The 23,328-nt window shown below is 61.1% G+C and carries 23 protein-coding genes; 11 read left to right on the top strand and 12 right to left on the bottom strand.

The window, feature by feature from the left end; genetic code table 11:
• The 7 genes from ACNAZA_RS05645 to ACNAZA_RS05615 all read left to right on the top strand — a co-directional run bounded on the left by ACNAZA_RS05645 (window position 1) and on the right by ACNAZA_RS05615 (window position 7,769).
• Window positions 1-786, top strand: coding sequence for an ABC transporter ATP-binding protein (locus ACNAZA_RS05645; protein ID WP_415795478.1), 786 nt, complete (start codon window positions 1-3; stop codon window positions 784-786).
• Window positions 787-797: 11 nt separating this feature from the next.
• On the top strand, window positions 798-1,727 hold the full coding sequence (locus ACNAZA_RS05640; protein ID WP_415795477.1) for a branched-chain amino acid ABC transporter permease: 930 nt from the start codon (window positions 798-800) through the stop codon (window positions 1,725-1,727).
• Between the two features lie 17 nt (window positions 1,728-1,744).
• The gene (locus ACNAZA_RS05635; protein WP_415795476.1) at window positions 1,745-2,809 is read left to right on the top strand and encodes a branched-chain amino acid ABC transporter permease; all 1,065 of its coding nucleotides are present in this window, start codon (window positions 1,745-1,747) and stop codon (window positions 2,807-2,809) included.
• 66 nt (window positions 2,810-2,875) lie between these two features.
• Window positions 2,876-4,192, top strand: coding sequence for an ABC transporter substrate-binding protein (locus tag ACNAZA_RS05630; RefSeq protein ID WP_415795475.1), 1,317 nt, complete (start codon window positions 2,876-2,878; stop codon window positions 4,190-4,192).
• Window positions 4,193-4,382: 190 nt separating this feature from the next.
• Window positions 4,383-5,222, top strand: coding sequence for an ABC transporter ATP-binding protein (locus tag ACNAZA_RS05625; RefSeq protein ID WP_415795474.1), 840 nt, complete (start codon window positions 4,383-4,385; stop codon window positions 5,220-5,222).
• 118 nt (window positions 5,223-5,340) lie between these two features.
• Window positions 5,341-6,588 carry a phenylacetate--CoA ligase family protein gene (locus tag ACNAZA_RS05620; protein WP_415795472.1) on the top strand — a complete coding sequence of 416 codons (1,248 nt, stop codon included), beginning with the start codon at window positions 5,341-5,343 and terminating at the stop codon, window positions 6,586-6,588.
• A gap of 188 nt (window positions 6,589-6,776) precedes the next feature.
• Window positions 6,777-7,769 (top strand): tripartite tricarboxylate transporter substrate-binding protein, encoded by a 993-nt coding sequence (locus tag ACNAZA_RS05615; protein WP_415795471.1) that lies wholly within the window; start codon window positions 6,777-6,779, stop codon window positions 7,767-7,769.
• A gap of 64 nt (window positions 7,770-7,833) precedes the next feature.
• On the opposite strand, the gene ACNAZA_RS05610 is transcribed toward ACNAZA_RS05615, so the two are convergent.
• From ACNAZA_RS05610 to ACNAZA_RS05600, 3 genes are all read right to left on the bottom strand, one after another.
• On the bottom strand, window positions 7,834-8,163 hold the full coding sequence (locus ACNAZA_RS05610) for a DUF1840 domain-containing protein (RefSeq protein WP_415795470.1): 330 nt from the start codon (window positions 8,161-8,163) through the stop codon (window positions 7,834-7,836).
• 8 nt (window positions 8,164-8,171) lie between these two features.
• Window positions 8,172-9,434: a class I SAM-dependent methyltransferase gene (locus ACNAZA_RS05605; protein WP_415795469.1), complete on the bottom strand. Its 1,263-nt coding sequence runs from the start codon at window positions 9,432-9,434 to the stop codon at window positions 8,172-8,174.
• A gap of 94 nt (window positions 9,435-9,528) precedes the next feature.
• Entirely contained in the window at window positions 9,529-10,146 is a 618-nt protein-coding gene (locus ACNAZA_RS05600) for a hypothetical protein (protein WP_415795468.1), read from the bottom strand.
• Between the two features lie 31 nt (window positions 10,147-10,177).
• On the opposite strand from ACNAZA_RS05600, the gene ACNAZA_RS05595 reads away from it, so the two are divergent.
• Entirely contained in the window at window positions 10,178-11,386 is a 1,209-nt protein-coding gene (locus ACNAZA_RS05595; RefSeq protein ID WP_415795467.1) for an aminopeptidase, read from the top strand.
• 110 nt (window positions 11,387-11,496) lie between these two features.
• On the top strand, window positions 11,497-13,218 hold the full coding sequence (locus ACNAZA_RS05590; RefSeq protein WP_415795465.1) for a phosphoethanolamine transferase: 1,722 nt from the start codon (window positions 11,497-11,499) through the stop codon (window positions 13,216-13,218).
• A 68-nt stretch (window positions 13,219-13,286) separates the two neighbouring features.
• Here ACNAZA_RS05590 and ACNAZA_RS05585 read toward each other — a convergent pair whose 3' ends face one another.
• From ACNAZA_RS05585 to ACNAZA_RS05565, 5 genes are all read right to left on the bottom strand, one after another.
• A complete protein-coding gene (locus tag ACNAZA_RS05585; protein ID WP_415795464.1) occupies window positions 13,287-14,054 on the bottom strand; it encodes an ABC transporter permease in 768 nt (255 codons plus the stop codon).
• A gap of 11 nt (window positions 14,055-14,065) precedes the next feature.
• Window positions 14,066-14,914, bottom strand: a complete 849-nt coding sequence (locus ACNAZA_RS05580) for an ABC transporter ATP-binding protein (RefSeq protein ID WP_415795463.1) — start codon at window positions 14,912-14,914, stop codon at window positions 14,066-14,068.
• 73 nt (window positions 14,915-14,987) lie between these two features.
• Window positions 14,988-16,016 (bottom strand): ABC transporter substrate-binding protein, encoded by a 1,029-nt coding sequence (locus ACNAZA_RS05575; RefSeq protein ID WP_415795462.1) that lies wholly within the window; start codon window positions 16,014-16,016, stop codon window positions 14,988-14,990.
• Window positions 16,017-16,056: 40 nt separating this feature from the next.
• The gene (locus tag ACNAZA_RS05570; RefSeq protein ID WP_415795461.1) at window positions 16,057-16,581 is read right to left on the bottom strand and encodes a nucleoside deaminase; all 525 of its coding nucleotides are present in this window, start codon (window positions 16,579-16,581) and stop codon (window positions 16,057-16,059) included.
• Between the two features lie 12 nt (window positions 16,582-16,593).
• The gene (locus tag ACNAZA_RS05565; RefSeq protein ID WP_415795460.1) at window positions 16,594-17,610 is read right to left on the bottom strand and encodes an ABC transporter substrate-binding protein; all 1,017 of its coding nucleotides are present in this window, start codon (window positions 17,608-17,610) and stop codon (window positions 16,594-16,596) included.
• Between ACNAZA_RS05565 and ACNAZA_RS05560 the strand changes: the two genes are divergently transcribed.
• Both ACNAZA_RS05560 and ACNAZA_RS05555 read left to right on the top strand, forming a co-directional pair.
• The gene (locus tag ACNAZA_RS05560; protein WP_415795459.1) at window positions 17,596-17,877 is read left to right on the top strand and encodes a hypothetical protein; all 282 of its coding nucleotides are present in this window, start codon (window positions 17,596-17,598) and stop codon (window positions 17,875-17,877) included. The two genes, ACNAZA_RS05565 and ACNAZA_RS05560, sit on opposite strands and share 15 nt — an antisense overlap.
• A 230-nt stretch (window positions 17,878-18,107) precedes the next feature.
• Complete coding sequence (locus tag ACNAZA_RS05555; RefSeq protein WP_415795458.1) at window positions 18,108-19,112, top strand: isopenicillin N synthase family dioxygenase; 1,005 nt, start codon at window positions 18,108-18,110, stop codon at window positions 19,110-19,112.
• A gap of 151 nt (window positions 19,113-19,263) precedes the next feature.
• Here the strand turns inward: ACNAZA_RS05555 and ACNAZA_RS05550 are convergent, their stop codons facing one another.
• The 4 genes from ACNAZA_RS05550 to ACNAZA_RS05535 form a co-directional block, all read right to left on the bottom strand.
• Window positions 19,264-19,518 (bottom strand): acyl-CoA-binding protein, encoded by a 255-nt coding sequence (locus tag ACNAZA_RS05550; RefSeq protein WP_415795457.1) that lies wholly within the window; start codon window positions 19,516-19,518, stop codon window positions 19,264-19,266.
• A gap of 227 nt (window positions 19,519-19,745) precedes the next feature.
• A complete protein-coding gene (locus tag ACNAZA_RS05545) occupies window positions 19,746-20,954 on the bottom strand; it encodes a porin (protein WP_415795455.1) in 1,209 nt (402 codons plus the stop codon).
• Window positions 20,955-21,245: 291 nt separating this feature from the next.
• The gene (locus tag ACNAZA_RS05540) at window positions 21,246-22,214 is read right to left on the bottom strand and encodes a Bug family tripartite tricarboxylate transporter substrate binding protein (RefSeq protein WP_415795454.1); all 969 of its coding nucleotides are present in this window, start codon (window positions 22,212-22,214) and stop codon (window positions 21,246-21,248) included.
• A gap of 23 nt (window positions 22,215-22,237) precedes the next feature.
• Window positions 22,238-23,296, bottom strand: a complete 1,059-nt coding sequence (locus ACNAZA_RS05535; protein WP_415795453.1) for a beta-keto acid cleavage family enzyme — start codon at window positions 23,294-23,296, stop codon at window positions 22,238-22,240.
• Between the last annotated feature and the right edge of the window lie 32 nt (window positions 23,297-23,328).

Below are 23,328 nucleotides of genomic sequence, written 5' to 3'. Positions count from 1 at the left end.
ATGAGTACAAGAAAAGCTGGCGACGTCATTCTGGACATCAAGAACATCAGCCTGCGCTTTGGCGGGGTGAAGGCCTTGACCGACATCTCGTTCAATGTGCGCGAGCATGAGATCCGCTCCATCATCGGCCCCAACGGTGCCGGCAAGAGCTCCATGCTCAACTGCATCAACGGCGTCTACACACCGTCGGAAGGCTCTATCACCTTCCGAGGTCAGACCTTCAATCACATGAACAGCCGTCAGGTGGCAGAGATGGGCGTGGCCCGTACCTTCCAGAATCTGGCGCTGTTCAAGGGCATGAGCGTGATCGACAACATCATGACCGGCCGCAACCTCAAGATTAAGAGCAACGTCCTCATGCAGGCTCTGCGCATAGGGCCTGCACAGCGCGAAGAAATTGCCCACCGCGAGTTTGTCGAACACATCATCGACTTCCTCGAAATCCAGGCCTACCGCAAGACCCCCGTGGGCCAGCTGCCTTATGGCCTGCAAAAACGCGTGGACTTGGGCCGCGCCCTGGCCATGGAACCGCAGGTGCTGCTGCTCGATGAACCCATGGCCGGCATGAACGTGGAAGAAAAGCAGGACATGTGCCGCTTCATCCTCGATGTGAACGAAGAGTTCGGCACCACCATCGTGCTGATCGAGCACGACATGGGCGTGGTGATGGACATCTCCGACCGCGTCGTGGTGCTGGACTACGGCAAGAAGATCGGCGATGGCGAGCCCGAAGAAGTACGCAATAACGCAGACGTGATCCAGGCCTATCTGGGCGCTGGTCACTGAAGGAGCAGAGCATGGGATTTTTCCTAGAAACCTTGTTCGGCGGCCTCATGGTGGGCACGCTGTACGCACTGATCGCCATCGGCTTTGTGCTGATCTTCAAGGCCTCGGGTGTTTTCAACTTCGCCCAGGGCGCCATGGTGCTGTTCTCGGCCCTGGCCATGGCGCGTTTTTCGCAGTGGATTCCCGGCTGGCTGGGCATGGCGCCAGGCATCGTCGGCAATCTGCTGGCCATCATCGTCACCCTGGCCCTGATGGTCGTCGTGGCCTGGGTGATCGAGCGGCTGGCCCTGCGCCATCTGGTCAATCAGGAACCCATCACCTTGCTGATGGCCACTCTGGGCATTGCCTATCTGCTGGACGGCCTGGGCCCCATGGTCTTCGGCAGCGAGGTCTACAAGATCGATGTGGGCATGCCCAAGGACCCCATCTTCATCATGGACGGCCTGTTCCCCGGTGGCGTGCTGATCAGCCTGGAAGACCTGTACGCCGCCTGTATCGCCGCCATCCTGGTGCTTGCCTTGAGCATCTTTTTCCAGAAAACCAAGACGGGCCGCGCTCTGCGCGCCGTGGCGGACGACCACCAGGCGGCTCAATCCATAGGCATCCCCCTGTCGCGCATCTGGGTCATCGTCTGGTCGGTGGCCGGCGGCGTGGCCCTGGTGGTAGGCATCATCTGGGGCAGCAAGCTCGGCGTGCAGTACTCCCTGTCTCTGGTGGCCCTGAAGGCCTTGCCCGTGGTGATTCTGGGCGGCCTGACCTCGCTGCCCGGCGCCATCATCGGCGGCCTGATCATCGGCGTGGGCGAGAAGCTCTCCGAAGTCTATCTGGGCCCCATGGTGGGCGGCGGCATCGAGACCTGGTTTGCCTACGGTCTGGCCCTGTGTTTCCTGCTGGTACGGCCTCAAGGCCTGTTCGGCGACAAGATCATTGACCGCGTCTGAACCGGGAGAACAAGAAGATGTTTTATCGTGAAAACGGGCAGTTCAAGACCAGCTACGCGGCCGATCAGCAAATCTTTGGCGTCACCCAGGATCGCCTGGCCATCTGGCTCATTTTGGCTGTGGCCTTTCTGATCGTCCCCTTCATCGCCAGCGACTACACCTTTCAGGCGATTCTGATTCCCTTCGTCATCATGTCGCTGGGAGCACTGGGCCTCAACATCCTCGTGGGCTACTGCGGCCAGATTTCTCTGGGAACCGCAGCCTTCATGGCCGTAGGCGCTTATGCAGCCTACAACCTGCAGGCCCGCATCGAAGGCATGCCGCTGCTGCTGGCCCTGATCGGCGGCGGCCTGGTGGCCATGGTGTTCGGCGTGATTTTCGGTCTGCCCAGCTTGCGCATTCGCGGCCTGTACCTGGCCGTGGCCACGCTGGCCGCCCAGTTCTTTGTGGACTGGCTGACCACCCGTGCCGCCTGGGTGACGAACAATTCCTCGTCCGGCTCGGTCAGCGCCAAGCCTCTGGCCATCCTGGGCTGGCAGATCGATACACCCATGGAGAAATACCTGCTGTGCCTGGTACTGCTGTGCGTGCTGGCCCTGGCCGCCAAGAATCTGGTGCGCAGCGCCATCGGCCGCGAATGGATGGCCATGCGCGACATGGATGTGGCAGCGGCCGTGATCGGCATCCGTCCCACCTACGCCAAGCTCTCGGCCTTTGCCGTCAGCAGCTTCATCGTCGGCATTGCCGGTGCGCTCTGGGGCTTTGTGCACCTGGGTGCCTGGGAGCCTGCGGCCTTCAGCCTGGACCGTTCGCTGCAGCTGCTGTTCATGATCATCATCGGCGGCCTGGGTTCGGTGGTGGGCAGCATTTTCGGCGCAGCCTTCTTTGTGCTGCTGCCTCTGCTGCTCAACCAGGTGCCGCACTGGCTGGGCCTGCCCCTGTCCACCGCAACAGCCACCTATCTGGAACACATGATTTTTGGTGCCCTCATCGTGTTCTTCCTGATTGTGGAACCGCATGGTTTGGCCAAGCTCTGGGCTACCGCACGCCAAAAGCTGCGCGTCTGGCCCTTCCCACATTGATTTCAAACAAGACACCACAGAGTGCCTGCCCGGGACTTTGTCCCAAATAACCCAAGGAGACAGTTGATGATGTTCAAGAAAGTTGCGATTGCCGCTGCTACCGTCGCCGCTGGCATGGGCGCCCTGATGGCGTCGCCTGCGGCCATGGCCCAGGAACAGTTTGTGCCTTTGCTGGTCTACCGCACCGGCCAGTTCGCACCTCTGGGTATCCCATGGGCCGACGGCAAACAGGATTACCTCAAGCTCATCAACGCCAAGGGTGGCATCAACGGCGTGAAGATCAAGTTCGAGGAATGCGAAACCGCTTATGACACGGCCAAGGGCGTGGAATGCTATGAGCGCCTGAAAGGCAAGGACGGCGGCGCTTCGGGCTTTGATACCCAGTCCACCGGCATCACCTTTGCCGTGACGGACAAGGCCGTGGGCGACAAGATTCCCGTCGTCACGCCCGGCTATGGTCTGTCGCAATCGGCGGACGGCAAGGTGTTCGAGTGGAACTTCCCCCTGCTGGGCAATTACTGGACGGCAGCCGACTCCATCATCCAGGACATCCTGAAGAAGGAAAAAGGCAATCTCAAGGGCAAGAAGATCACCCTGGTCTACCACGACTCGCCCTATGGCAAGGAACCCATTCCTTTGCTGCAAAAGCGCGCCGCCAAGGATGGTTTCGAGCTGACCCTGCTGCCCGTCACCGCCCCCGGCGTGGAGCAAAAATCCACCTGGCTGCAAATCCGTCAGAACCGCCCCGACTATGTGCTGCTGTGGTCCGCCGGTGTGATGACGCCCACGGCCGTGCGCGAAGCCCAGGCCACCGGCTACCCCCGCGAGAAGATGTACGCCATCTGGTGGGGCGGCTCCGACCATGACGTCAAAGACATCGGTGCCGGCGCCAAGGGCTACAACACCGTGACCATCCACAACACGGCCGAGCGCGACAAGGTGCATGACGAAGTCAAGGCCCAGGTCTACGACAAGAACCAGGGCACGGCCAAGGATGTCAAGGAGCTGGGCCAGCTGGCACACACCCGCGGCATGATGATTTCCATGCTGCAGGTCGAAGCCATTCGCACCGCTCAGGAAAAGTTCGGCAAGGGCAAGGTCATGAGCCCCGAGCAAGTGCGCTGGGGATTGGAAAACTTGAACCTGACCCAGGCCCGCCTCAACGAGCTGGGCTTTGGCAAGATCATCCGTCCCTTCAAGACCAGCTGTGACAACCACCTGGGTGCCGACTGGGCGCGCATTGCAACCTGGGACGGCGCCAAGTTCACCGTGACTTCCGACTGGTACCAGTCCGACAAGACCTTGATCGATCCGCTGGTCAAGGAATATGCGGACAAGTACGCCAAGGAAAAGAACGTCAAGGTGAGAACCTGCACCCCCTGAGGCGCTAGCGCCTTCCCCCTCTCTCGCTGCGTCGCATCGGGAGAGGGGGCGACATCCTCGCTGCGGGGCGGCCCTTGCTCGATGTCTCTGAGCTGGGCCTCTGCAGCGAATCATGATTTAAACGAAAAGCCTCAAACGCTTATTTATCAAGCGTAATAAGCTATCAATTTTGATATCACCAGGTGAGCGCATGACCGATTCCCCACACACAGTTTCCACCTCTGCCGCAGCCGCGCCGCTGGTGGAGGTCAATGGCATCGAGGTCATCTACAACCATGTGATCCTGGTGCTCAAAGGCGTCTCGCTGCAGGTGCCCCATCAGAGCATCGTGGCCTTGCTGGGCGGCAACGGCGCGGGCAAGACCACCACGCTGCGGGCGATCTCCAATCTGCTCAAGGGCGAGCGCGGCGAAGTTACCAAGGGTGGCATCACCCTGGAAGGCGAGCAGATCCAGAATCTCTCGCCGGCCGAGCTGGTCAAGCGCGGCGTGGTTCAGGTCATGGAAGGGCGCCACTGCTTTGCCCACCTGACGATTGAAGAAAATCTGATGACCGGCAGCTACACACGCAGCGACAAGGGCGAGATCGCCGCCAATCTGGAAAAGGTCTACAACTATTTCCCGCGCCTCAAGACCCGCCGCACCAGCCAGGCCGCCTATACCTCGGGCGGTGAGCAGCAGATGTGCGCCATCGGCCGCGCCCTGATGAGCAACCCGCGCATGGTGCTGCTCGATGAACCCTCCATGGGTTTGGCGCCGCAGATCGTCGATGAGGTATTTCACATCGTCAAAGACCTCAACAGCAAGGAAAAAGTCACTTTCCTGCTGGCCGAGCAGAACACCAATATGGCGCTCAAATACGCCGACTACGGCTACATCATGGAAAGCGGCCGCATCGTGATGGACGGCAAGGCCAGCGACCTGGCCAGCAACGAGGACGTCAAGGAGTTCTACCTGGGCGTGGGCGGCGGGGAGCGCAAGAGCTTCAAGGATGTGAAGAGCTACAAGCGCCGCAAGCGCTGGCTGGCCTGAGCACCCCGGAACCATAACTACCAATTCAATAGCAAACCCCGCTTGATACACAAGCGGATAAGGCTTGCTTCGCCTGAAATCTGAATTCACTGGAACAAATGCGTGCAGGAGAGATGAGATGAGCCACTTCTACGACGCCCTGGAAACCCGCAGCCCGGAGCAGCGCGAAGCCGAGCTGATGGCGCGCCTGCCCGAACAGATCGCCCATGCCCAACGGCATTCCGGCGCGTTTGCCGAGCTGCTCCATGGCGTGGATGCCAGCCGTATCAACAGCCGCGCCGCACTGGCACAGCTGCCCGTCACCCGCAAAAGCGAGCTGCTGGAGCGCCAGGCCGCACAGCGGCCCCAGCAGATCTTTGGCGGCTTCAACGCCATTGCCACCGGCCACGAAATGCCGCGCGTGTTTGCCAGCCCCGGCCCGATTTACGAACCCGAAAGCCGCCGCAGCGATTACTGGCGCATGGCCCGCGCCATGTATGCCGCCGGCTTTCGCACCGGCGAGCTGGTGCACAACTGTTTTTCCTACCACTTCGTGCCTGCAGGCTCGATGATGGAAACCGGCGCCCATGCCCTGGGCTGCACGGTGTTTGCCGGCGGCACCGGCCAGACCGAGCAGCAGGTGCAGGCCATGCTCGATCTGCAGCCCGCAGCCTATGTAGGCACGCCCAGCTTTCTCAAAATCATTGTGGAGAAGTCCCTGGAGATGGGCATCCAGCTGCCCAGCCTGAGCAAGGCCATGGTCAGCGGCGAGGCCTTTCCGCCTTCGCTGTGCGCCTGGATGCGCGATCACGGCATTGACGCCTATCAGTGCTACGGCACGGCCGACCTGGGCCTGATTGCCTTTGAGACCAGCGCCCGCGAAGGCCTGGTGCTCGATGAAGGCGTGATCGTGGAAATCGTGCGCCCCGGCACCGGCGATCCGGTGGCCGAGGGCGAGGTGGGCGAGCTGGTCGTCACCACGCTCAACCCCGACTATCCGCTGATCCGCTTTGGCACGGGCGACCTCTCTGCCTATCTGCCCGGCCAGTGCCCAACAGGCCGCACCAACGCCCGCATCAAGGGCTGGATGGGCCGCGCCGATCAGACCACCAAGGTACGCGGCATGTTTGTGCATGCCAAGCAAGTGGCCGAGGTCGTCAAGCGCTTTCCGCAGATAGCCAAGGCCAGACTGGTGGTCACGGGCGAGATGGCCAACGACCAGATGCAGCTGCTGGTGGAAACCACGGAAACCGCGCCCGGCTTTGCCCTGCAGGTGATCGACGCCCTGCGCGAAGTGACCAAGCTGCGCGGCGAAGTGCAACTGGTGGCGCCGGGCAGCCTGCCCAATGACGGCAAGGTGGTGGAGGACGCCCGCTCCTACCAGTGACGGCCGGACCGATACCCGATCTTGGCGCGTTTGCGCAAGCGCAAACTCCATGGGAATACCCGTGTCTTCACGGGATAACACTTAGAAAATAGATAAAACCTTACAAGGCCGCTCTTCATAGAATTCGGCTCTGCTCCTGTAGTAACCAACTGTCTTGGTTCATACAGACGAGTTTTTAGGGAGACATCATGAAGACAATTTTCAAGATCGCCACCGTGGCCCTGGCCGCTACTGCAGCCATCAGCAGCTACGCTGACAGCACCTACCCTGCTGCCGGCAAGACGATCACCATCATTGTTCCGTTCACGGCCGGCGGCCCCACCGACAAGGTGGCCCGCGACCTGGCCGAATCCATGCGCAAGCAGCTGGGCAATGCCACCATCGTGATCGACAACGCCGACGGTGCAGGCAGCACCATCGGTATCGGCAAGGCCGCCCGCGCCAGGAACGATGGCTACACGCTGTTGCTGACGCACATCGCCATGTCCACGATCCCGACGCTGTATCGCAAGCTGCCCTTCAATGTGCTCAACGACTTCGAGTACGCCGGCATCATCAACGATGTGCCAATGACGCTGATCGGCCGCCCCACCCTGCCTGCCAAGAACTTCGCTGAAGTCAAGGACTGGGTCGGCAAGAACCAAGGCAAGGTGAACCTGGCCAATGCCGGCATCGGTTCCGCCTCCCACCTGTGCGGTCTGATGTTCCAGGCGGCCTTGCAAAACGATATGACGCCTGTGCCTTACAAGGGCGCAGCTCCTGCGATTGCCGACCTGATGGGCAACCAGGTCGACCTGCTGTGTGATCAGACCACCAACACCACGTCGCAGATTGCAGCCAAGAAGGTCCAGGCCTATGCCGTGACCACCGCCAAGCCTCTGACCACACCGGCACTCAAGGATCTGCCCACGCTGCAATCCCTGGGCCTGAAGGACTTCAACGTCACCATCTGGCACGGTCTGTACGCCCCCAAGGGCACGCCTGCCGAAGTGGTGCAGAAGATCAACGAAGCCATGAAGACTTCGCTCAAGGATCCCGAGTTCATCAAGCGCCAGGAAGCCCTGGGTGCCGTGATCGCTACGGATGACCGTATCAACCCCGCCGGCCACAAGAAGTTTGTGGAAGCCGAAATCGCCAAGTGGGGCAAGGTCATCAAGGCAGCCGGCACCTACGCCGACTGATAAGCCTACGCCCTCAACAACAAGCCCGCATTGCTGCGGGCTTGTTGTTTGCCTGCTCGGCAGGCTACCAGGTCACGTCCCGGCCTTCGGCGGCGCTGCGGCGCAGCATCTCCACCAGCGGCGCCACACGCCGCCCCAGACTCACACCGTCCTTGGCACCCGACGAGTTCGTGTCTTCCTCGGCTTCATCGGCCTCGTCCGCTCCGGCGGCGGCACGGCGGGCAGCATCCTCGGCCGCGGCAGCTTCCAGCGCCGCAATCGCGGCAGGAATCTGCTCCACGGTGACTATGCCATGCGCCTCTGGCGGCTTGCCCATGATTTCCAGCACCTGACGACCATTGGCCTCCAGCATGATGAGATCTGCGGTGGCGCGCGATTTGAATTTGTAGAGCATGGTGTCCTTCAGCGGTAGATGTATTCGCGGTTGAAAGCATAGCGGCTCTGCGCACCGGGCATCACGCCATGCTGCAGATCGCCGTCGGGCTTGATGCACAGCATCTGATGCAAGGCCACCCAGCCGTGCTCGAAGCCCATGGCGCAACCGGCCAGATACAGGCGATAGGCACGCAAGGCCCTAGCTGCCCTGTCTGCATCATACTGAGCCGTCAGAATGCTTTGCGCCTGCGCTAGCTGGGCTTCCAGACTGTCGGACCAGGCCCAGAGCGTGCGCGCATAGTGGGGGCGCAGATTCTCCACATCCACCATCTCCAGCCCGCTTTTTCCCAGGTCATGCAGCACGCGGCTGATGTGCATCAACTCCCCGCCCGGAAAGATGTAGCGGCTGATGAAGTCACCAATACCAGCTCCCACCTCGCCATTGCCCACGCCCCCGGCCGTGATGCCGTGCACCAAGGCCATGCCTCCGGGCCGCAGCATCTGATGGATGGTCTGAAAATACTCGGCCAGATAAGCGCTGCCCACATGCTCGAACATACCTACCGAGCCAATCTTGTCAAAAGGCAGCACGCCCTCCATCTGCCGGTAGTCGCGCAGCTCCACCGTCACGCGGCCTTGCAGGCCTTTGGCTTCGATCTGGCGCTGCACATACTCGAACTGGTTGCGCGACAAGGTGATGCCATGGGCTTGCACGCCATAGTTTTCGGCCGCCCAGAAGATCAGACCGCCCCAGCCTGAGCCTATGTCCCAGAAGCGCTCACCGGGCTGCAGCTGCAGCTTTTTGCAGATGTGATCAAGCTTGGCTTCCTGGGCTTGCGCCAGGCTCATGCTCAGGTCCCGGTAGTAGGCGCAGGAATAGACCCGCCTCGGGTCCAGCCACAGCGCATAGAACTCGTCGGAGAGATCGTAGTGAAACTGGATTTGCTCGGCATCCCGCGTGAGCGTGTGCATGGCCAGAGACTTGGCCTTGGAGACGGTCTGCTCCAGCCAGGTCGGCGCCAGCTCCACCGGATTGCCCTGCAACAGCCCCGTAGCGACGGCCATGATGTCGCGTGCACAGCCTTTGACATCGACCCAGCCTTCCACGATGGCGGCTCCCACCGAGCCGATCTGCCCGTCGGCCAGCGCCGCCAATGCCTTGGGGGAACGAAAATTGAGCTGAACTGCGCTGTCGTCCGGGCCTATGCGTTCCCCGGAGGACAGCTGCACTGAAGTGGTCACTGGCAGCGTAGCCAGATGCGATTCCAATGTGCTTAACAGGTTTTTCATCTCCCCCATTTTTCACATCCCTGATTGCAGGGTCAAGACGGTGCAATCAGGGATATGTCGGAGAGGGCCGCATATAGACCCCGTCGCTGCCCGCTCAGCTGCGTATGCCTGCGAGCTGCTGATAGGCCTGGCGCGTATTGGCAGCCACCGATTGCAGCACCTGCTCATACGAGGTTTTATGGCGCGCAATCAGCCGCATGGAGGCCACGGTGCGGCTCTTGCAGAACCAATGGCAAGTGTGTTGCATCAGCATGAGCTCGGCCGTCATGGTGAAAGCCTGGCGCTTGCGCTCTTCATCATCCATGCCGTCACGCATGGCTGCGGCGGCTACCGCCTTGGCATGCAACTGCATGGCTGCGCGCACATCCATGGTGGCTGCGGGGAAAAACTTATCCATATACGGCAGAGCCAGCGGCAGGGTGGAGACCCGGGTCTGCTCCGGCGGCAGCTGGGCAAACTCGTCGGCAAAGCGCTGAAACTGCGAAACTAGGCTGCTTTCCGTGTTCTCCAGCACCGTCCAGACCTGGGCGCGGCGCTGCAGATCCTGCTCGCCAACGGCGCGCAGATAGCCCTCCATCAAAGAGCCCATGAGCTTTTCGATCTGAAACCGCCCCAGCTGCTGCGCCAGCAGCTGCGTGTTGCGGCGTTGCTCCTGCTTTTTGAGCAGATACAGCACAGAGGTCAAAATGATGAGAAGCGTTAAAAAATCCATGAAGCAAGAATCGAAAAGGTAGGCGGTTGCGATGCGCAAAGACCAGAGTGTAGTCAGCCGCACAGGCTTTGGTGGTCTGGTCGTGTTTGTCGCCATGCTGGTATCCACGCTGGTGCTGGGCGGCTGCTCCAGTCTGGGCTTTTACTGGCAGGGTTTTCGCGGCCAGATGCAGATCATGCATGCTGCCCAGCCCATACCCGACTGGCTGCGGCAGGAGAACCTGGCCCCGGCCCTGCGCCAGCGTCTGCAAGCGGCGCAGAAGATGCGCGAGTTTGCGAGCGACACGCTGCAACTGCCCCGCAACAGCAGCTACACCCGCTATGCCGCGCTGCAGCGCAGCCACGCGGTGTGGAATGTGGTGGCGGCACCGGTCGACAGCCTGGAGCTGCACCGCTGGTGCTTTCCCATAGCCGGTTGCGTAGGATATAGAGGCTATTTCGATCCAACCGATGCCAGAGCCCAGGCCAGCGAGCTGGCCCGCCAGGGTCTGGAAGTCAATGTCTATGGCGTTCCCGCCTATTCCACGCTGGGCTATCTGAACTGGCTGGGCGGCGATCCGCTGCTGAGCACCTTTGTGAACTGGCAGGAAGGCGACTTCGCCGGCCTGCTGTTTCACGAGCTGGCACATCAGCTGCTGTATGTGGCCAATGACACGGCTTTCAACGAGTCCTTTGCCAGCACGGTGGAGCAAATCGGCACGCCACTGTGGCTGCAAGCGCATGCCAGTGCCGCCACGCAAAAGCGCTGGCAACAAGCCCAGGCACGCAGACAGCAGTGGCAGGCGCTGACCCAGCAGACCCGTGAGGCCTTGCTGGAGATTTACCAGCAAAACAAGGCTAAATCGATTGATGCACAAGCACTTGAAGCTATGAAAACAGAAGTATTTTCAAGCTTTCGCCAACAATATGCCCTGCTGCGCGCCCAATGGCTGGGCCAGGACGAGCCTCTGCTGACCACGCCGGCCCTGCGCGCAACCTATCTGCAGCGCCTGCAGCAAAGCGATGACTGGGTGCGCGATGCCAACAACGCCAGCTTTGGCGCTCTGGCGGCCTATGACGACTGGGTTCCCGCTTTCACGGCGCTATGGCAGCAGACGCAAGCGCAGGCCGCATCGCCAGAGCAAGGCTGGCAGGCGTTTTATGCACAGGTCAGCCGGCTGGCGCAACTGCCGCCCGAGCAGCGCCATGAGCAGCTGTGCCAATACCTGCCTCAGGCCACGCGCAAACACCTGATCTGCTGAAAGGCTGGCAGGACCGGCCCGGCGCCGGATGCGACACCCTGCCGCGCGAGTCGAGCACTTCGGGCCGAGCTTCAGATGCTCTTAAGAAAGCAAATTTAGGCTTCGCATCAATGTCCCGGCCCTATCCTCTTCCCCACTTCACGCAAGCCAGCTCGCATCCGTCATCTCCGACCGCAGAGCGTCGTGCGCTGTCTCCTCAAACCGTGGTCCTGCTGCTGTCAGCCTGGATCACGCTGACCGCCAACTGGGCGCTCTGGCTGCGCCTGCCCACGCTCGATGGCTACGATGGCAGCCTCACCGTGCTGTTTGTGCGCATCCTGCCGCTGGTGTTTTTTGCCACCTCGCTGCTCTTGAGCCTGACGGCCTGGCCGCGCTGGATGAAGCCGGTCTGGCTGCTGCTGCTGCTGATTGCCGCCGGCTCCCAGTACTTCATGGTGGAGTACGGCACCATCATGGACCGGGGCATGATCCACAACATCGTGCAGACCGACGTGCGCGAAAGTGCCGACCTGTTCAATCCCAAATTGCTGCTGCAGCTTGCCGTGATCGTGGGTCTTCCGGCGCTGTGGCTGTGGAGGCAACCCATACGCGGCAGCCAAACGGCCGGCCGCACTCTCATGCGCACCCTGGTGCTGGCCGTGTCATCGCTTGCCTTGCTGGCGGGCAGCGTCTTCATCTCCTACCGGGAACTGGCCCCGGTGGTGCGCAACAATCTGTGGCTGCGTTTCATGTTCAACCCCGTGAACCCGGTGCTAGCCACGGTGGATGCTGGGCTCAAGCCTTTGCTGCACAAACCCCGCCCCTTCAAGACCATTACCGGCGGCGTGGCCCTGGGTGCCAGCTATGCGCAGGCGGGCAACAAGCCTCCGCTCTTCGTTCTGGTGGTGGGTGAGACGGCCCGCTCGGCCAACTTCAGCCTCAACGGCTATGCCCACCAGACCAATCCAGATCTGGCTCAGCGCAATGTGCTGAGCTGGCGCAACGCTACCTCCTGCGGCACCAGTACCCGCGAATCCGTGCCCTGCATGTTCTCCAGCCTGGGGCGCGAGGCTTTTTACGCCGCCAAGGAAGATCACGACAATCTGCTCGATGTGCTGCAGGCCGCAGGCCTGGCCGTGCTGTGGGTGGACAACCAAGCGGGCTGCAAAGGCGTGTGCCAGCGCATACCGAATGCCAGCACCGCCGATCGCGTGAATACCGCCGACGGCAAAGCCCTGTGCAGCAGCGATGGCGAATGCCTGGACGGCATCTTGCTCAGCGGCCTGGACGAGCGCATCGCCAAGCTGGACCCCGAGCGCCGCGCCAAGGGCGTGGTGCTGGTCATGCACCAGATGGGCAGCCACGGCCCGGCCTACTACAAGCGTGCCACGGCCGAGACCAAGCTCTTCCAGCCCGAGTGCGACACCAATGCGCTGTCCAGCTGCGCACAGCAAACCGTGATCAATGCCTATGACAACTCCATACGCTACACCGATCACTTTCTGGCGCAGACCATAGACTGGCTCAAGGCCCGCCAAAGCCAGTACCAGACCGGCCTGCTCTACATGTCCGACCATGGCGAATCACTGGGCGAGATGGGTATTTATCTGCACGGCATGCCCTATGCCATGGCACCCGACGAGCAAAAGCATGTGCCCATGATTGCCTGGCTGGGCGAGAGCCACGGCCTGGGCGCGCGCACCCAGATCTCGGATGCCTGCCTGCGCAACGGACTGGATCAGGCGCTCTCGCACGACAACCTGTATCACACGGTGCTGGGCCTGATGGATGTGCAAAGCCCCAGCTACCAAAAGCCGCTGGATGCCATGGCCGCTTGCCGAAACGCGGGCTGAATATGATGAAAGGCCTGCCGGATTGAACATCCGGCAGGCCTTTTTTGCCCCAAGACAGCCAGCAGTTTTTACTCGCCTTGTGAGCCTCTGCGTGCCCAGCCCGTGGTGCGTTTTTCCACCGCATTGAACAGCTCATACATCACCATGGCCATGGCGCCCACCACCAGCAGGCCGGCAAACGCCAGCCCCATCTGCATGGAAGAACCGGCGGAGACCAGCAGATAGCCAATGCCTTCATTGGCGGCCGTCATCTCGCTGACGGTCGTGCCCACAAAAGCCAGGGTGATGGCCACCTTGAGCGAGCCGTAAAAATACGGCATGGAGCGCGGCAGGCCCACCTTGATCAGCACATCCCAGCGCTTTGCCCCCAGCACGCGCAGCACATCTTCCAGCTCGGGCTCCAGCGTGGCCAGGCCGGTGGCGATGTTGACCATGATGGGGAAAAAGCTGATCAGGAACGCCGTCAGAATCGCCGGCCCGGCACCAATGCCGAACCAGACCACCAAGATGGGCACAAAAGCGGCCTTGGGCAAGGCATTGAAAGCCGTCATCAGCGGGTAGAAAGCCGCATAGGCCAGACGCGAAGAGCCGATCAGAAAACCCAGCAGCACGCCCACCACGATTGCCAGACCAAAACCGGCCATGGTCACCCAGAAAGTGCGCCAGGCATGGACGGCGATGATGGAGCCGAACTCCACCAGCTGATGACCTATGGCCCAGGGGCTGGGAAAGATGAATTCAGAAATCTCGAACGCCGAGCAGATCACCTGCCAGAGCAGAACGATCAGCAGCAAAAGCACCCAGGGCGCCCAGCGTTCCGCGGTTTTTCCGTGCATGAAAGCTTTCCTTATTGGTTGATGACAGCGCCAGCGGCGGCGGTGTTTTTGCGCAAGGCACCGATGTGGCCGCGCAGCTCATAGACGATGTCCGAGAATTCGCTGGAGTACGTCACTTCCAGGTCACGCGGGCGGGGCAGTTCGATGTCGCGGCGCACCACAAAGCGGCCGGGACTCTTGCTCATCACATACACGGTGTCGGCCAGAAAAACGCTTTCGCGCAGATCGTGGGTCACCAGGATCACATTGAATTTCTGCTCGGCCTGCAGGTCCCGCAAAATGCACCATAGCTCCTCGCGCGTGAAGGCATCCAGCGCACCAAAAGGCTCGTCAAGCAGCAGCATCTGCGGCTCATGAATCAAGGCCCGGCAAATGCTGGCCCGCTGCTGCATGCCGCCCGACAGCTGCCAGGGAAACTTGTTCTCGTATCCCGCCAGCCCCACCTTGGCCAGCAAAGCCACGGCCCGGGCCTCGTATTCCTTGCGCTTTTGCTTGAACTGCGAGCGGTGCGGCTCCACGATTTCCAGCGGCAGCAGCACGTTATCCAGCGTGGTGCGCCAGGGCAGCAGCGACGAGGACTGAAATGCCATGCCCGAAATCTTGAGCGGCCCGGTGACGCGCTGGCCATCGACCGTGATGCGGCCCATGGAGGGCATCTTCAGCCCGGTGGTGAGTTTCATGAAGGTGGACTTGCCGCAACCCGAGGGGCCGACGATGGCAATGAACTCGCCACGCTGGACCTGCAGATCGATGGCCTCCACCGCAAAGTGATTGGCCTGCAGCAATTGCTCGTTGTAGGCCAGCCAGACGTCCTTGAACTCCACAAAGGGCGCGTCGGTATCCGAGAGTGATGGTGTCATACTAAAACTGGCTGTAGCGCCTATCAATCAAGCGCCATCAGCTATCAAATCAAGTGCAAATGGAACGCAGATCTCACTTCTTTGGCAGCACGTTGAGCTCGGCAGCCGAGGGCAGAAAGCTGCCGTTCCACACGGTCTGCGGATTCACACGCGTCTTGGTTGCATACACATCCGAGACCTGGGAGGCCATCAGCGCCAGGCGTGTGGGAGCGATCTGACCAAAGCCTTCGGCGCGCGCATCGGCGGTGTTGATCACGGTGTCTATGGCCAGCTGCAGCCGGCGACCCTCCAGCTGGCTGTTGACGATGCCGTCACGCGCTTTCACATGCGCGATCGAAGCGGCAGGATGGGCTATGACTTCCTTGACACCCTTGGTGAAGGCTTGCAGGAATGCCTTGATCGCCTCGGGGTTCTCCTTGACCAGCTTGGGGCTGGCGATGATGGCGTTGCCGTAGAGCTTGACGCCGTTGTCGGCAAATGGCAGCACCACCACGTCGGAGGCCTTGACGCCGCGCGTCTCCAGGTTCAGCAGCGAGGTGAAGGTAAAGCCCGTGATGGCATCGATATCGCCGCGTACCAGCATGGTCTCGCGCAGCGGCGGGTCCATGCTGGTCCACTGCACTTCGCCCACCTGGTTGGCCTTGGCAAACAGGGGAAAGCCGCGACGGCCCGCATCAAACACCGGCGCACCCAGCTTCTTGCCGCTCAGGTCGGCGGGCTTGGCGATACCGCTTTTCCTGAGCGCCATCACCGAGGCCGGCGTGTTGTTGTAGACCATCATCACGGCCACGGGCTTCTCCTTCATGTCCGGGTTGTTGGCCTGAAACTCCATCAGCGCCGCCAGATCGGCAAAGCCCATGTCATAGGAGCCGGACGCCACGCGCTGGATGGCGCCACCCGAGCCGCTACCCGCATCGATGGTCACATTCAGGCCGGCCGCCTGAAAATAGCCCTGGGCGGCAGGCTGGAGAAACAGGGCGGACGGGCCTTCAAAGCGCCAGTCCAGCTGGAACTTGATGGGCGTGGCCGCAAACGCGGCCGTGGCGCTGGCATAGGCGCCCAGGGCCAGGGCGGTTTGCAGAAACAGTCGTTTGCTTGGCATGGTGGCTTCTCCTCTCTGTAGATCAATCGGTTGTCGGTACTCAGGCTTTCCAGGCGCCCTGATGCGAGGCGCGGGCCTCGTCGATCAGGGCCGGGCCTATGCATTCGATGGCGTGCGAGGAACGGCCGAACACGTCGCGACAGGACAGCTCGGCATCCTTCTGGTCCAGCCGCTCGCCGCGAAACACGCGCAAGCGCTCGGCATCGATGCCGTAAATCACCCGCCCTATGGCCGACCAGAAAATCGCCCCCGCGCACATCACGCAGGGCTCGGCCGACGAATACAAGGTGGCTGACGCCAGCGCCTGGCGGGAATGCTGCGGGCTGGCCAGGCGTATGGCCGACAGCTCGGCATGGGCCGTGCAGTCGCCGCTTTCGCCGTTGGCATTGCTGGCCTCGGCCAGCACCACGCCTTGGGCATCCACGATCAGCGCACCAAAGGGTCGGTTGCCGCGCGCGCGAGCACGGTCGGCCAGGGCAATGGCCTGGCGCAGATAACGGCCGTCGGTTGCGTTGAGCGCCTGAGGTGCAGGCAGCAGAGAAGGCAAAGTGGCGGACACAGACATGGCGCTCCCCACTCAGGCCTTGAGCATGCGCGCCGCCTTGGCGGGCAGCATGCTGCGATTGAACAAGGCATCGGCCGAGGGCTGGGACTTGAGCGCAAAGGTCTCCACCACGCTGTCCACCTGCTGCTCCAGCAGGCGCTTACTGAAGTCGCCCAAGCCATGGCTTTGGGTATCCGCCGCACCCACGTACTGGGCGGTAATCGCCCAGCGTGCCAGCTCCAGCTTTTCGTCCAGAATCGGCTCGCGTTGGCGGGTGGCGGCAATGGCTGCGGCCGGGTTGGCAAAGCTCTCCACAATCGCGCGGTTAGTGGCTCGCAAAAAGGCGGCCACCACTTCCGGCTTCTCGGCAATCAGCCCGCTGGAAGCCAGAATGGCATTGCCATAGAGCTGCACGCCGGCATCGGTGTAGCGCAGTATGGAAAGCTCTTCGGGCTTGATGCGGGCGAACAGCGACAGGGCCGAGTCGTGGAAATACGTGGCGGCATCCACATCGCCGCGCACCATGACGTTGTCGCGCGCAGAAAACTCGGTGGTGGACCAGGAAAACAGATCCACCGGCAGCTGCTTGTTGCGCGCCACCATGGGCCAGGCACGGCGCGTGGACTCCACCGCCGCTGCGGCCACCTTCTTGCCCTTGAGACTTTGAAAATCCGTGGTCACGCCTCTGTCCTTGCGGCCGATGATGACGAAGGGCGCACGGTTGTAGTACTGGTAGACGGCTTGCACGCGCGGCGTGCCGGCGTTCTGCGCATTGAACTCGATCAGCGAGCTGATATCGCCCAGGCCCAGCTGGTAAGCGCCACTGGCAATCCGGGTGATCGAAGCCACCGAGCCCGAGCCCACATCCAGGCTCACATCCAGCCCTTCGTCGCGGTAATAACCTTTTTGCTGTGCCAGAAAAAACGGTGCGGTCTGACCTGTGACACGAAAGTCCAGCGTGAACTTGAGCGGTGTCAGCGACCTGCCCTGGGCATGCACCCAGGGAGCGACACAAACAGGTAAGGCGGCGAGGAAATGGCGACGTTGCATGGTGGAACTCTCAGGTCTCTATCAGCGATAAAGCCAGGCAAGAAGCTGCGACTGGCAGGACATGAGCAATTTCCGGGCGCTGTGCATTGCGGCAAGACACAGGCTGAACGCTTCTACTCGTTCATCATCAAAGCAATTGGCGTGCCTGCTTTTTGGCGGCTTTTGTTTGCCGCAGTTTTTCACTGGCAAGCCCTGCACACATGCTTCAAGGCGGTGCAGTGCGCGCAGCGACTGCATGCATTCATGCAGGCGTTCGCACCAGATTGAAGCAAGACGCCTCGGATCAAGCATGTCCTGCCCGCAAGCCATGCTGGCACGGCGTTTGCTGCACTGAAATTGAGAGTAGAAGCGTTCAGCACGAAGCCCCAACCGGCTTCGCGGGTCATTGCTCTTGAAGTGGGTACCGGCGCCCTGGGCGCAGCGTAGCCTTATCCATCACTTCAGGAACCACGACGCTGCACTGGCGGGTTTCTGAAGCCATTACAAGTGAACGACTCATGACAAGCCACACCCTTCACCACACCCCCTACAGCCTTGGCGAACTGGACAAGGAGTCCCGCATGGGCGGCCAAGGCATGGAGACTCGCGCACGCGAAGTGCGCGTGATCGACATCTCTGATTTCGAACATCGCAAGGCCGAGATTGCCGAAGCGCTCTGGGCTGCATCGGTAGAGATTGGCTTCTTTCAGGTCTCCGGCCACGGCATTGCGCCGGACGATATCAGCGCAGCCTTCCACAGAGCCGAGCAGTTCTTTGATCTGCCGCGTGAGACCAAGGCCCGGTGGCCGCTGGCACGCAACTCGGGCTGGGAGCACAAGGCCCAGATTCGCCCTTCCACCCGCACGCCAGACCAGAAGGAGTCCTACCAGGTCACCCGCCCGCGCATGGAAGGCCTGTGGCCTGGCGAGGAGGAACTGCCGGGCTTCAAACAAGCCACCTTGAACTTTGAGCGTCAGTGCTGGCAGGTGGGCATGAAGCTGCTGTCCTGCTTTGCCTACAAGCTGGGTTTTGATGCCGAATTTTTCACCCGCGCACACAACCCGGACCTGCCCGGCTACCAGAGCACGCTGCGCATGCTGCATTACTTTGCGACAGACCCCGCGCTCAAGCACGAAGTAGGCCTGTGGCGCGCCGGGGCGCATACCGACTTTGATTGCCTCACCCTGCTGTTTCAGCGCGCAGGTCAGGGTGGACTGCAGGTGCTGCCCGGCAAGGATGCCGCATCCGAGCAATGGACGCCGGTAGACCCGGTGGAAGGCGTGATCACCTGCAATATCGGCGATATGCTGACCCGCTGGAGCGACGACCAGCTGCCCAGCAACTTCCATCGCGTGCGCAACCCTCTGCCCCATGAGTACCAGGGCGCACGCTACAGCCTGGCATTCTTCTGCCAGGCCAACGAGGACGCGCTCATCGAAGGTCCGGACAAAAAATATCCGCCCATTACGGGGGCGGAGTATCTGCGTCAGCGCATCAGCGCCAATTTCTCGAACAAGTATTGATCCCCTTAAGTCGCAACGTCGCTTCACATCAGGGAAACGACACCCCGCTTAGGTATGCCCGTTTCAGCGCTCCGGTCTTGGACCTATACGGGCGTTGAAACAACAAGACCCCGGAATCCGGGGTCTTGCTTGCGATTGCGGCTGGAGCGAATCAGCGCAGCGACTCGATCAGATCGATGTAGAGCTGCTTGGCTTCGTCAGCAGTCGTGTCCTTGAGCTTTTCCCAGGCATCCCACTTGGCACGTCCCACCATGTCGGTAAAGCTGGGTTTCTTGGCCTCGTTGTCGCCTTCGGTGGCCTGCTTGTACAGCGCATAGATCTTGAGCAGCGTGGCGTTGTCTGGGCGCTCGCTGATCGAGGTGGAGTTTTTGACTGCAGCCTCGAAAGCGGTGTTGAGATCGGACATTTAGAGTCTCCTGGGCTTTAAGAATCCGGACCAGTGTAGCGAAAAACTCTTTGAATTAGAACGACCGTTCTTTTTTATTTACAAACCATATCAAAAGAAAAAAAGGGCTGGCCCTCGCCAGCCAGCCCAACCCACCTTGAATCACCATTTTCAGCAGACCACCCCGTAGGGTATGAGAGCCCTATTCCACTGGGCGGCAGTCTGCGGAGCATTGCAGATAAGAACGCTCAAAAAATCATGCGCAGGCCGAAGTCAACGCCCAGTGCGCTGCGCGGCTGCATGCCGGGGCTGGTGCTGTAGCTCGGTTGCGGCATGATCAGCGCGCTGCTGACCGCCAGCGGAGTCACGCCGATGATGCCGGGATTGTTGCTTCCATTGCTCACGCTGATGCGGGAAACAGAGGTGTAAAGCGCCGTGCGCTTGGACAGGTTGTGCACATAGCCCAGCGCCAGCTTGTTGACCGACGCATCGCCCGTGCCTTGCCCGTTTTTGAACTGCACACGGGCCACAGAGGCCCGCAGCTGATGGTTGCCCACAGGAAGCTGCACACCGGCCATCAGTCCGTCATAGCGATCGGTGGCTGCCACATCGCTGCGGGCATTGCGCACTTGAGACCATTCACCCAACACCTTGACCGAGCCAAAGTTGTACGAAGCACCCAGGTTCAGCGATTTGATGGTTTCCTTGCGGCCGTTGAAAGTGCCCAGCATGCTCTCGCCATAGCCCAGTGCCACATCGGTAGGACCTTGGGCCCAGCCAATGCGCCCGCCCGCATAGCGGCCGCGCTTGGAAGTGTTTTCTGGAAAGGCATACATCAGTTGCCCATACACGCCACCCAAGCCTTGCGGCAGGTGATAGCCAATGGTGTTGCTGGCACGCAAATAACTGTCAGTACCCGCCGACAAACCACCGCCCAGCAGCCGCTCGGTCAGCGTGCCGGTAGTCTGTGTGCCCAGCGCACGGCCGATGGCCAGATTGCTGCTCACCACGGCAATCAGGTTCACGCCCACGCCGTTGACGGTGAAGGGGTCAAAAGCCCAGTCATTCAAAAAAGAAGGCGTATGGTCGCGCCCTAGACGGACTTCACCCCATTTTTGACTCGTCATGCTGACCGTGGAGCGGCGCCCAAAATTCAGCGCGCCGCCGCCGGTGTCGTTGGTCACCGGTGCCTCCAGCCACAGGCTGGCAGAGCTGCCGCCGCCCAGGTCTTCGACAGCGCGAATGCCGATCCGGCTGGCTAGGTTGCCAGAGGGTGACAGCGCCCAGACACTCTGGCTTGCGGTACGACCCGAACCATCCCAGGCATTGCTGTGCACGCTATAGCGGCTGATACCGGCATCCATCACCCCAAACAAGGTGACGGAGGATTGCGCGTTGGCCGCACTGGCAGCAGACAGCGCACAGAGGCAAAAAAAACACAGAGGAAATCGGGGCACGGCTGGGTCTCCTTTTCGTTATGAAGTCGCGGTTTTGATCCGCGAAGCCACTCTAAAAAAGTAAGACTTTCAGCCTTGTGCAGTTGATGCCAGTGGCTGCGCATTTGGTGCCAGAGACCCAAGGTGAAATCCCTAAGATAAGCTCAGCGCCATGGCGCCGCCGGCGATCTTTGGCTGGTATTCATCACCCGCTGGACCCACAAAAAAGCCAGCGCTTCTGACGAAGCGCTGGCTGCGTTACATCAACGATGTCAAGGACTGTGCGGCCACGCCGACATGGCCGCCAAAAGCCTAGTTCAGCTTGATGCCATAGGTCTTGACGATTTCGCCGTTGCGATCGAACTCCGCCCGCAGATCGGTGGAGAGCTGCTCCAGAGAACGCTCCTGGCGAATGGGCTCAAAGCCTGTGGCCTGATAGCGCGCCTGCACGGCCTGACTCGCATTGATTTTCTGCATCGTGGCATGGATCTTCTCCATCAGCGGCTGCGGCGTCTTGGCCGAGGCAAACACGCCGGACCAGTTGCTGAAATCCACCTCCGGGTAGCCTAGCTCGGCCATGGTCGGCACATTCGGGAACTCAGCCCAACGGTTTTTGTAGCTCACGGCCAGCAGCTTCACCTTGCCGCTGGCAATCAAGGGCTTGGAAGTCACCGATCCATCGAACATCAGCGGGATCTGATTGCCCATGACTTGCGCCAAGGCGGGCGCAGACCCGGGAAATGGCACATGCTGCATATCCAATCCCGCCTTCTGATTCAGGATCACGCCAGCGTACTGCGATGTCGTACCCTGGCTGTATGAGGCGAACGATACCTGGCCCGGATGGGCCTTCACATAGGCAATGGCTTCCTTGGCATCCTTGGCCGGGAACTGCGGCGAGGCAATGAACACCTGCAGCGAGCGCGCCATCTGGGATGCTGGTCTCACGTCCTTCATGGGATCAAAGCCGCCTTTGAGCACATGCGGCACTTCGGTCAGGATATTGGTCACCGTGACCAGCAAGGTGTTGCCGTCGGCCGGCTGGGACAGCATGTATTTGATGGCCAGGGCACCACCGGCACCCGGCCGGTTCTCGACGATGACCGGCTGCTTGATTTCCAAAGCCAGCTGGTCGCTGATGATGCGGGCAAACACATCGATCGTGCCGCCCGGCGGGGCGGGAACGATGAGCTTGACGGGCTTGTCGGTGAATGCCATGGCGCTGCCGGTCTGCAAAGCGGCGGCCAAGGCCAGGGGTAAAAAAACTGCAATGCGTTTCATGCGTTACTCCTGTGCGTTTGCTCTCAAGCCACCTTGCGCAAAAAGCCTTGCTGGGCGCCGTTGCGGTTGGGGGCAAAGCCGTTCTTCTCCAGCGTCTCTTCCACGCTGTCGTAGAACACACCAATCTGGCAGATCTCACGCGCCTGCGCCGGCGTGGCGATGGGGCGGCTGAACTCCTTGGCCATGCGTACCAGTTGCTCGATCTGCGCCACCGTGCCCATTTTTTCGGTGCGGGTCTGGTTCCACAGGTTGTCTTCGGTGCCGCAGCGCACATGCAGGCCCATGGCAATGCCCATGGCGTTGATGGGCAGCACGTTGAGCACCGAGCTTTCCACGGTCAGCACGGCGCCATCGGGTACGGCGCGCACAAAGTGGGCCAGGCTGTAGATGTTGGGGGCGTCCATGCCGCCGCCAATCGCCACCCAGTTCAGCACCAGCGGGCCTTTGTAGATGCCGCGGCGCATCAGGCGCTCCACCGACTCGAAGCTGTTGATGTTGTAGCACTGGAAGGCGCTCTGGATGCCGGCCTCGGACAGGCGGCGGATATGCTCCTCGGCCCAGCCGGGCTGGGCGGGCACGGTCATTTCCTTGTAGGCGTTGAACACGGCCGGGTCTTCCATGGAAGTGCCCTGGATATCGCGGGCATCGAACTGCTCCAGGATGTTCATCTGCGAGGTGTTGATGGTCACCGTCACCTGATCGGGCTTGGGGTCCAGCTCGGCCAGCATATGGCGGGTGTCGTCGGACAGCCACTTGGCGGCGGCGCCATCGTTTTCGGGGGCAAAGCTGATGGAGCCGCCAACCTGGATGATCATCTCGGGCACGCGGGCACGCACGCCGGCGATCAGCTCGTTGAACTTCGAGAGGCGCTTGCTGCCGCGACCGTCGAGTTCGCGCACATGCAGGTGCAGCACCTGGGCACCTGCGTTGTAGCAGTCCACGGCTTTCTGGATCTGCTCTTCCATGGTGACGGCGATTTCGCCGGGAAAGTCACTGGGCATCCACGAGGGAGCATAGGGTGCAGCGGTGATGATCAGCGGCTGCTGGTTTTCGGGGAAGAGGTGGCCGTCGAGGAAGTTCATGGTGTTGTCTCCGTTGTTATGAATAAAAAGCG

Origin of the sequence: Comamonas aquatilis, from assembly GCF_965139575.1 — a bacterium.
Taxonomy (GTDB): domain Bacteria; phylum Pseudomonadota; class Gammaproteobacteria; order Burkholderiales; family Burkholderiaceae_C; genus Comamonas; species Comamonas aquatilis.
Note: the sequence above shows the minus strand (reverse complement) of the source record. Positions and strands in the feature narration are given on the sequence as shown.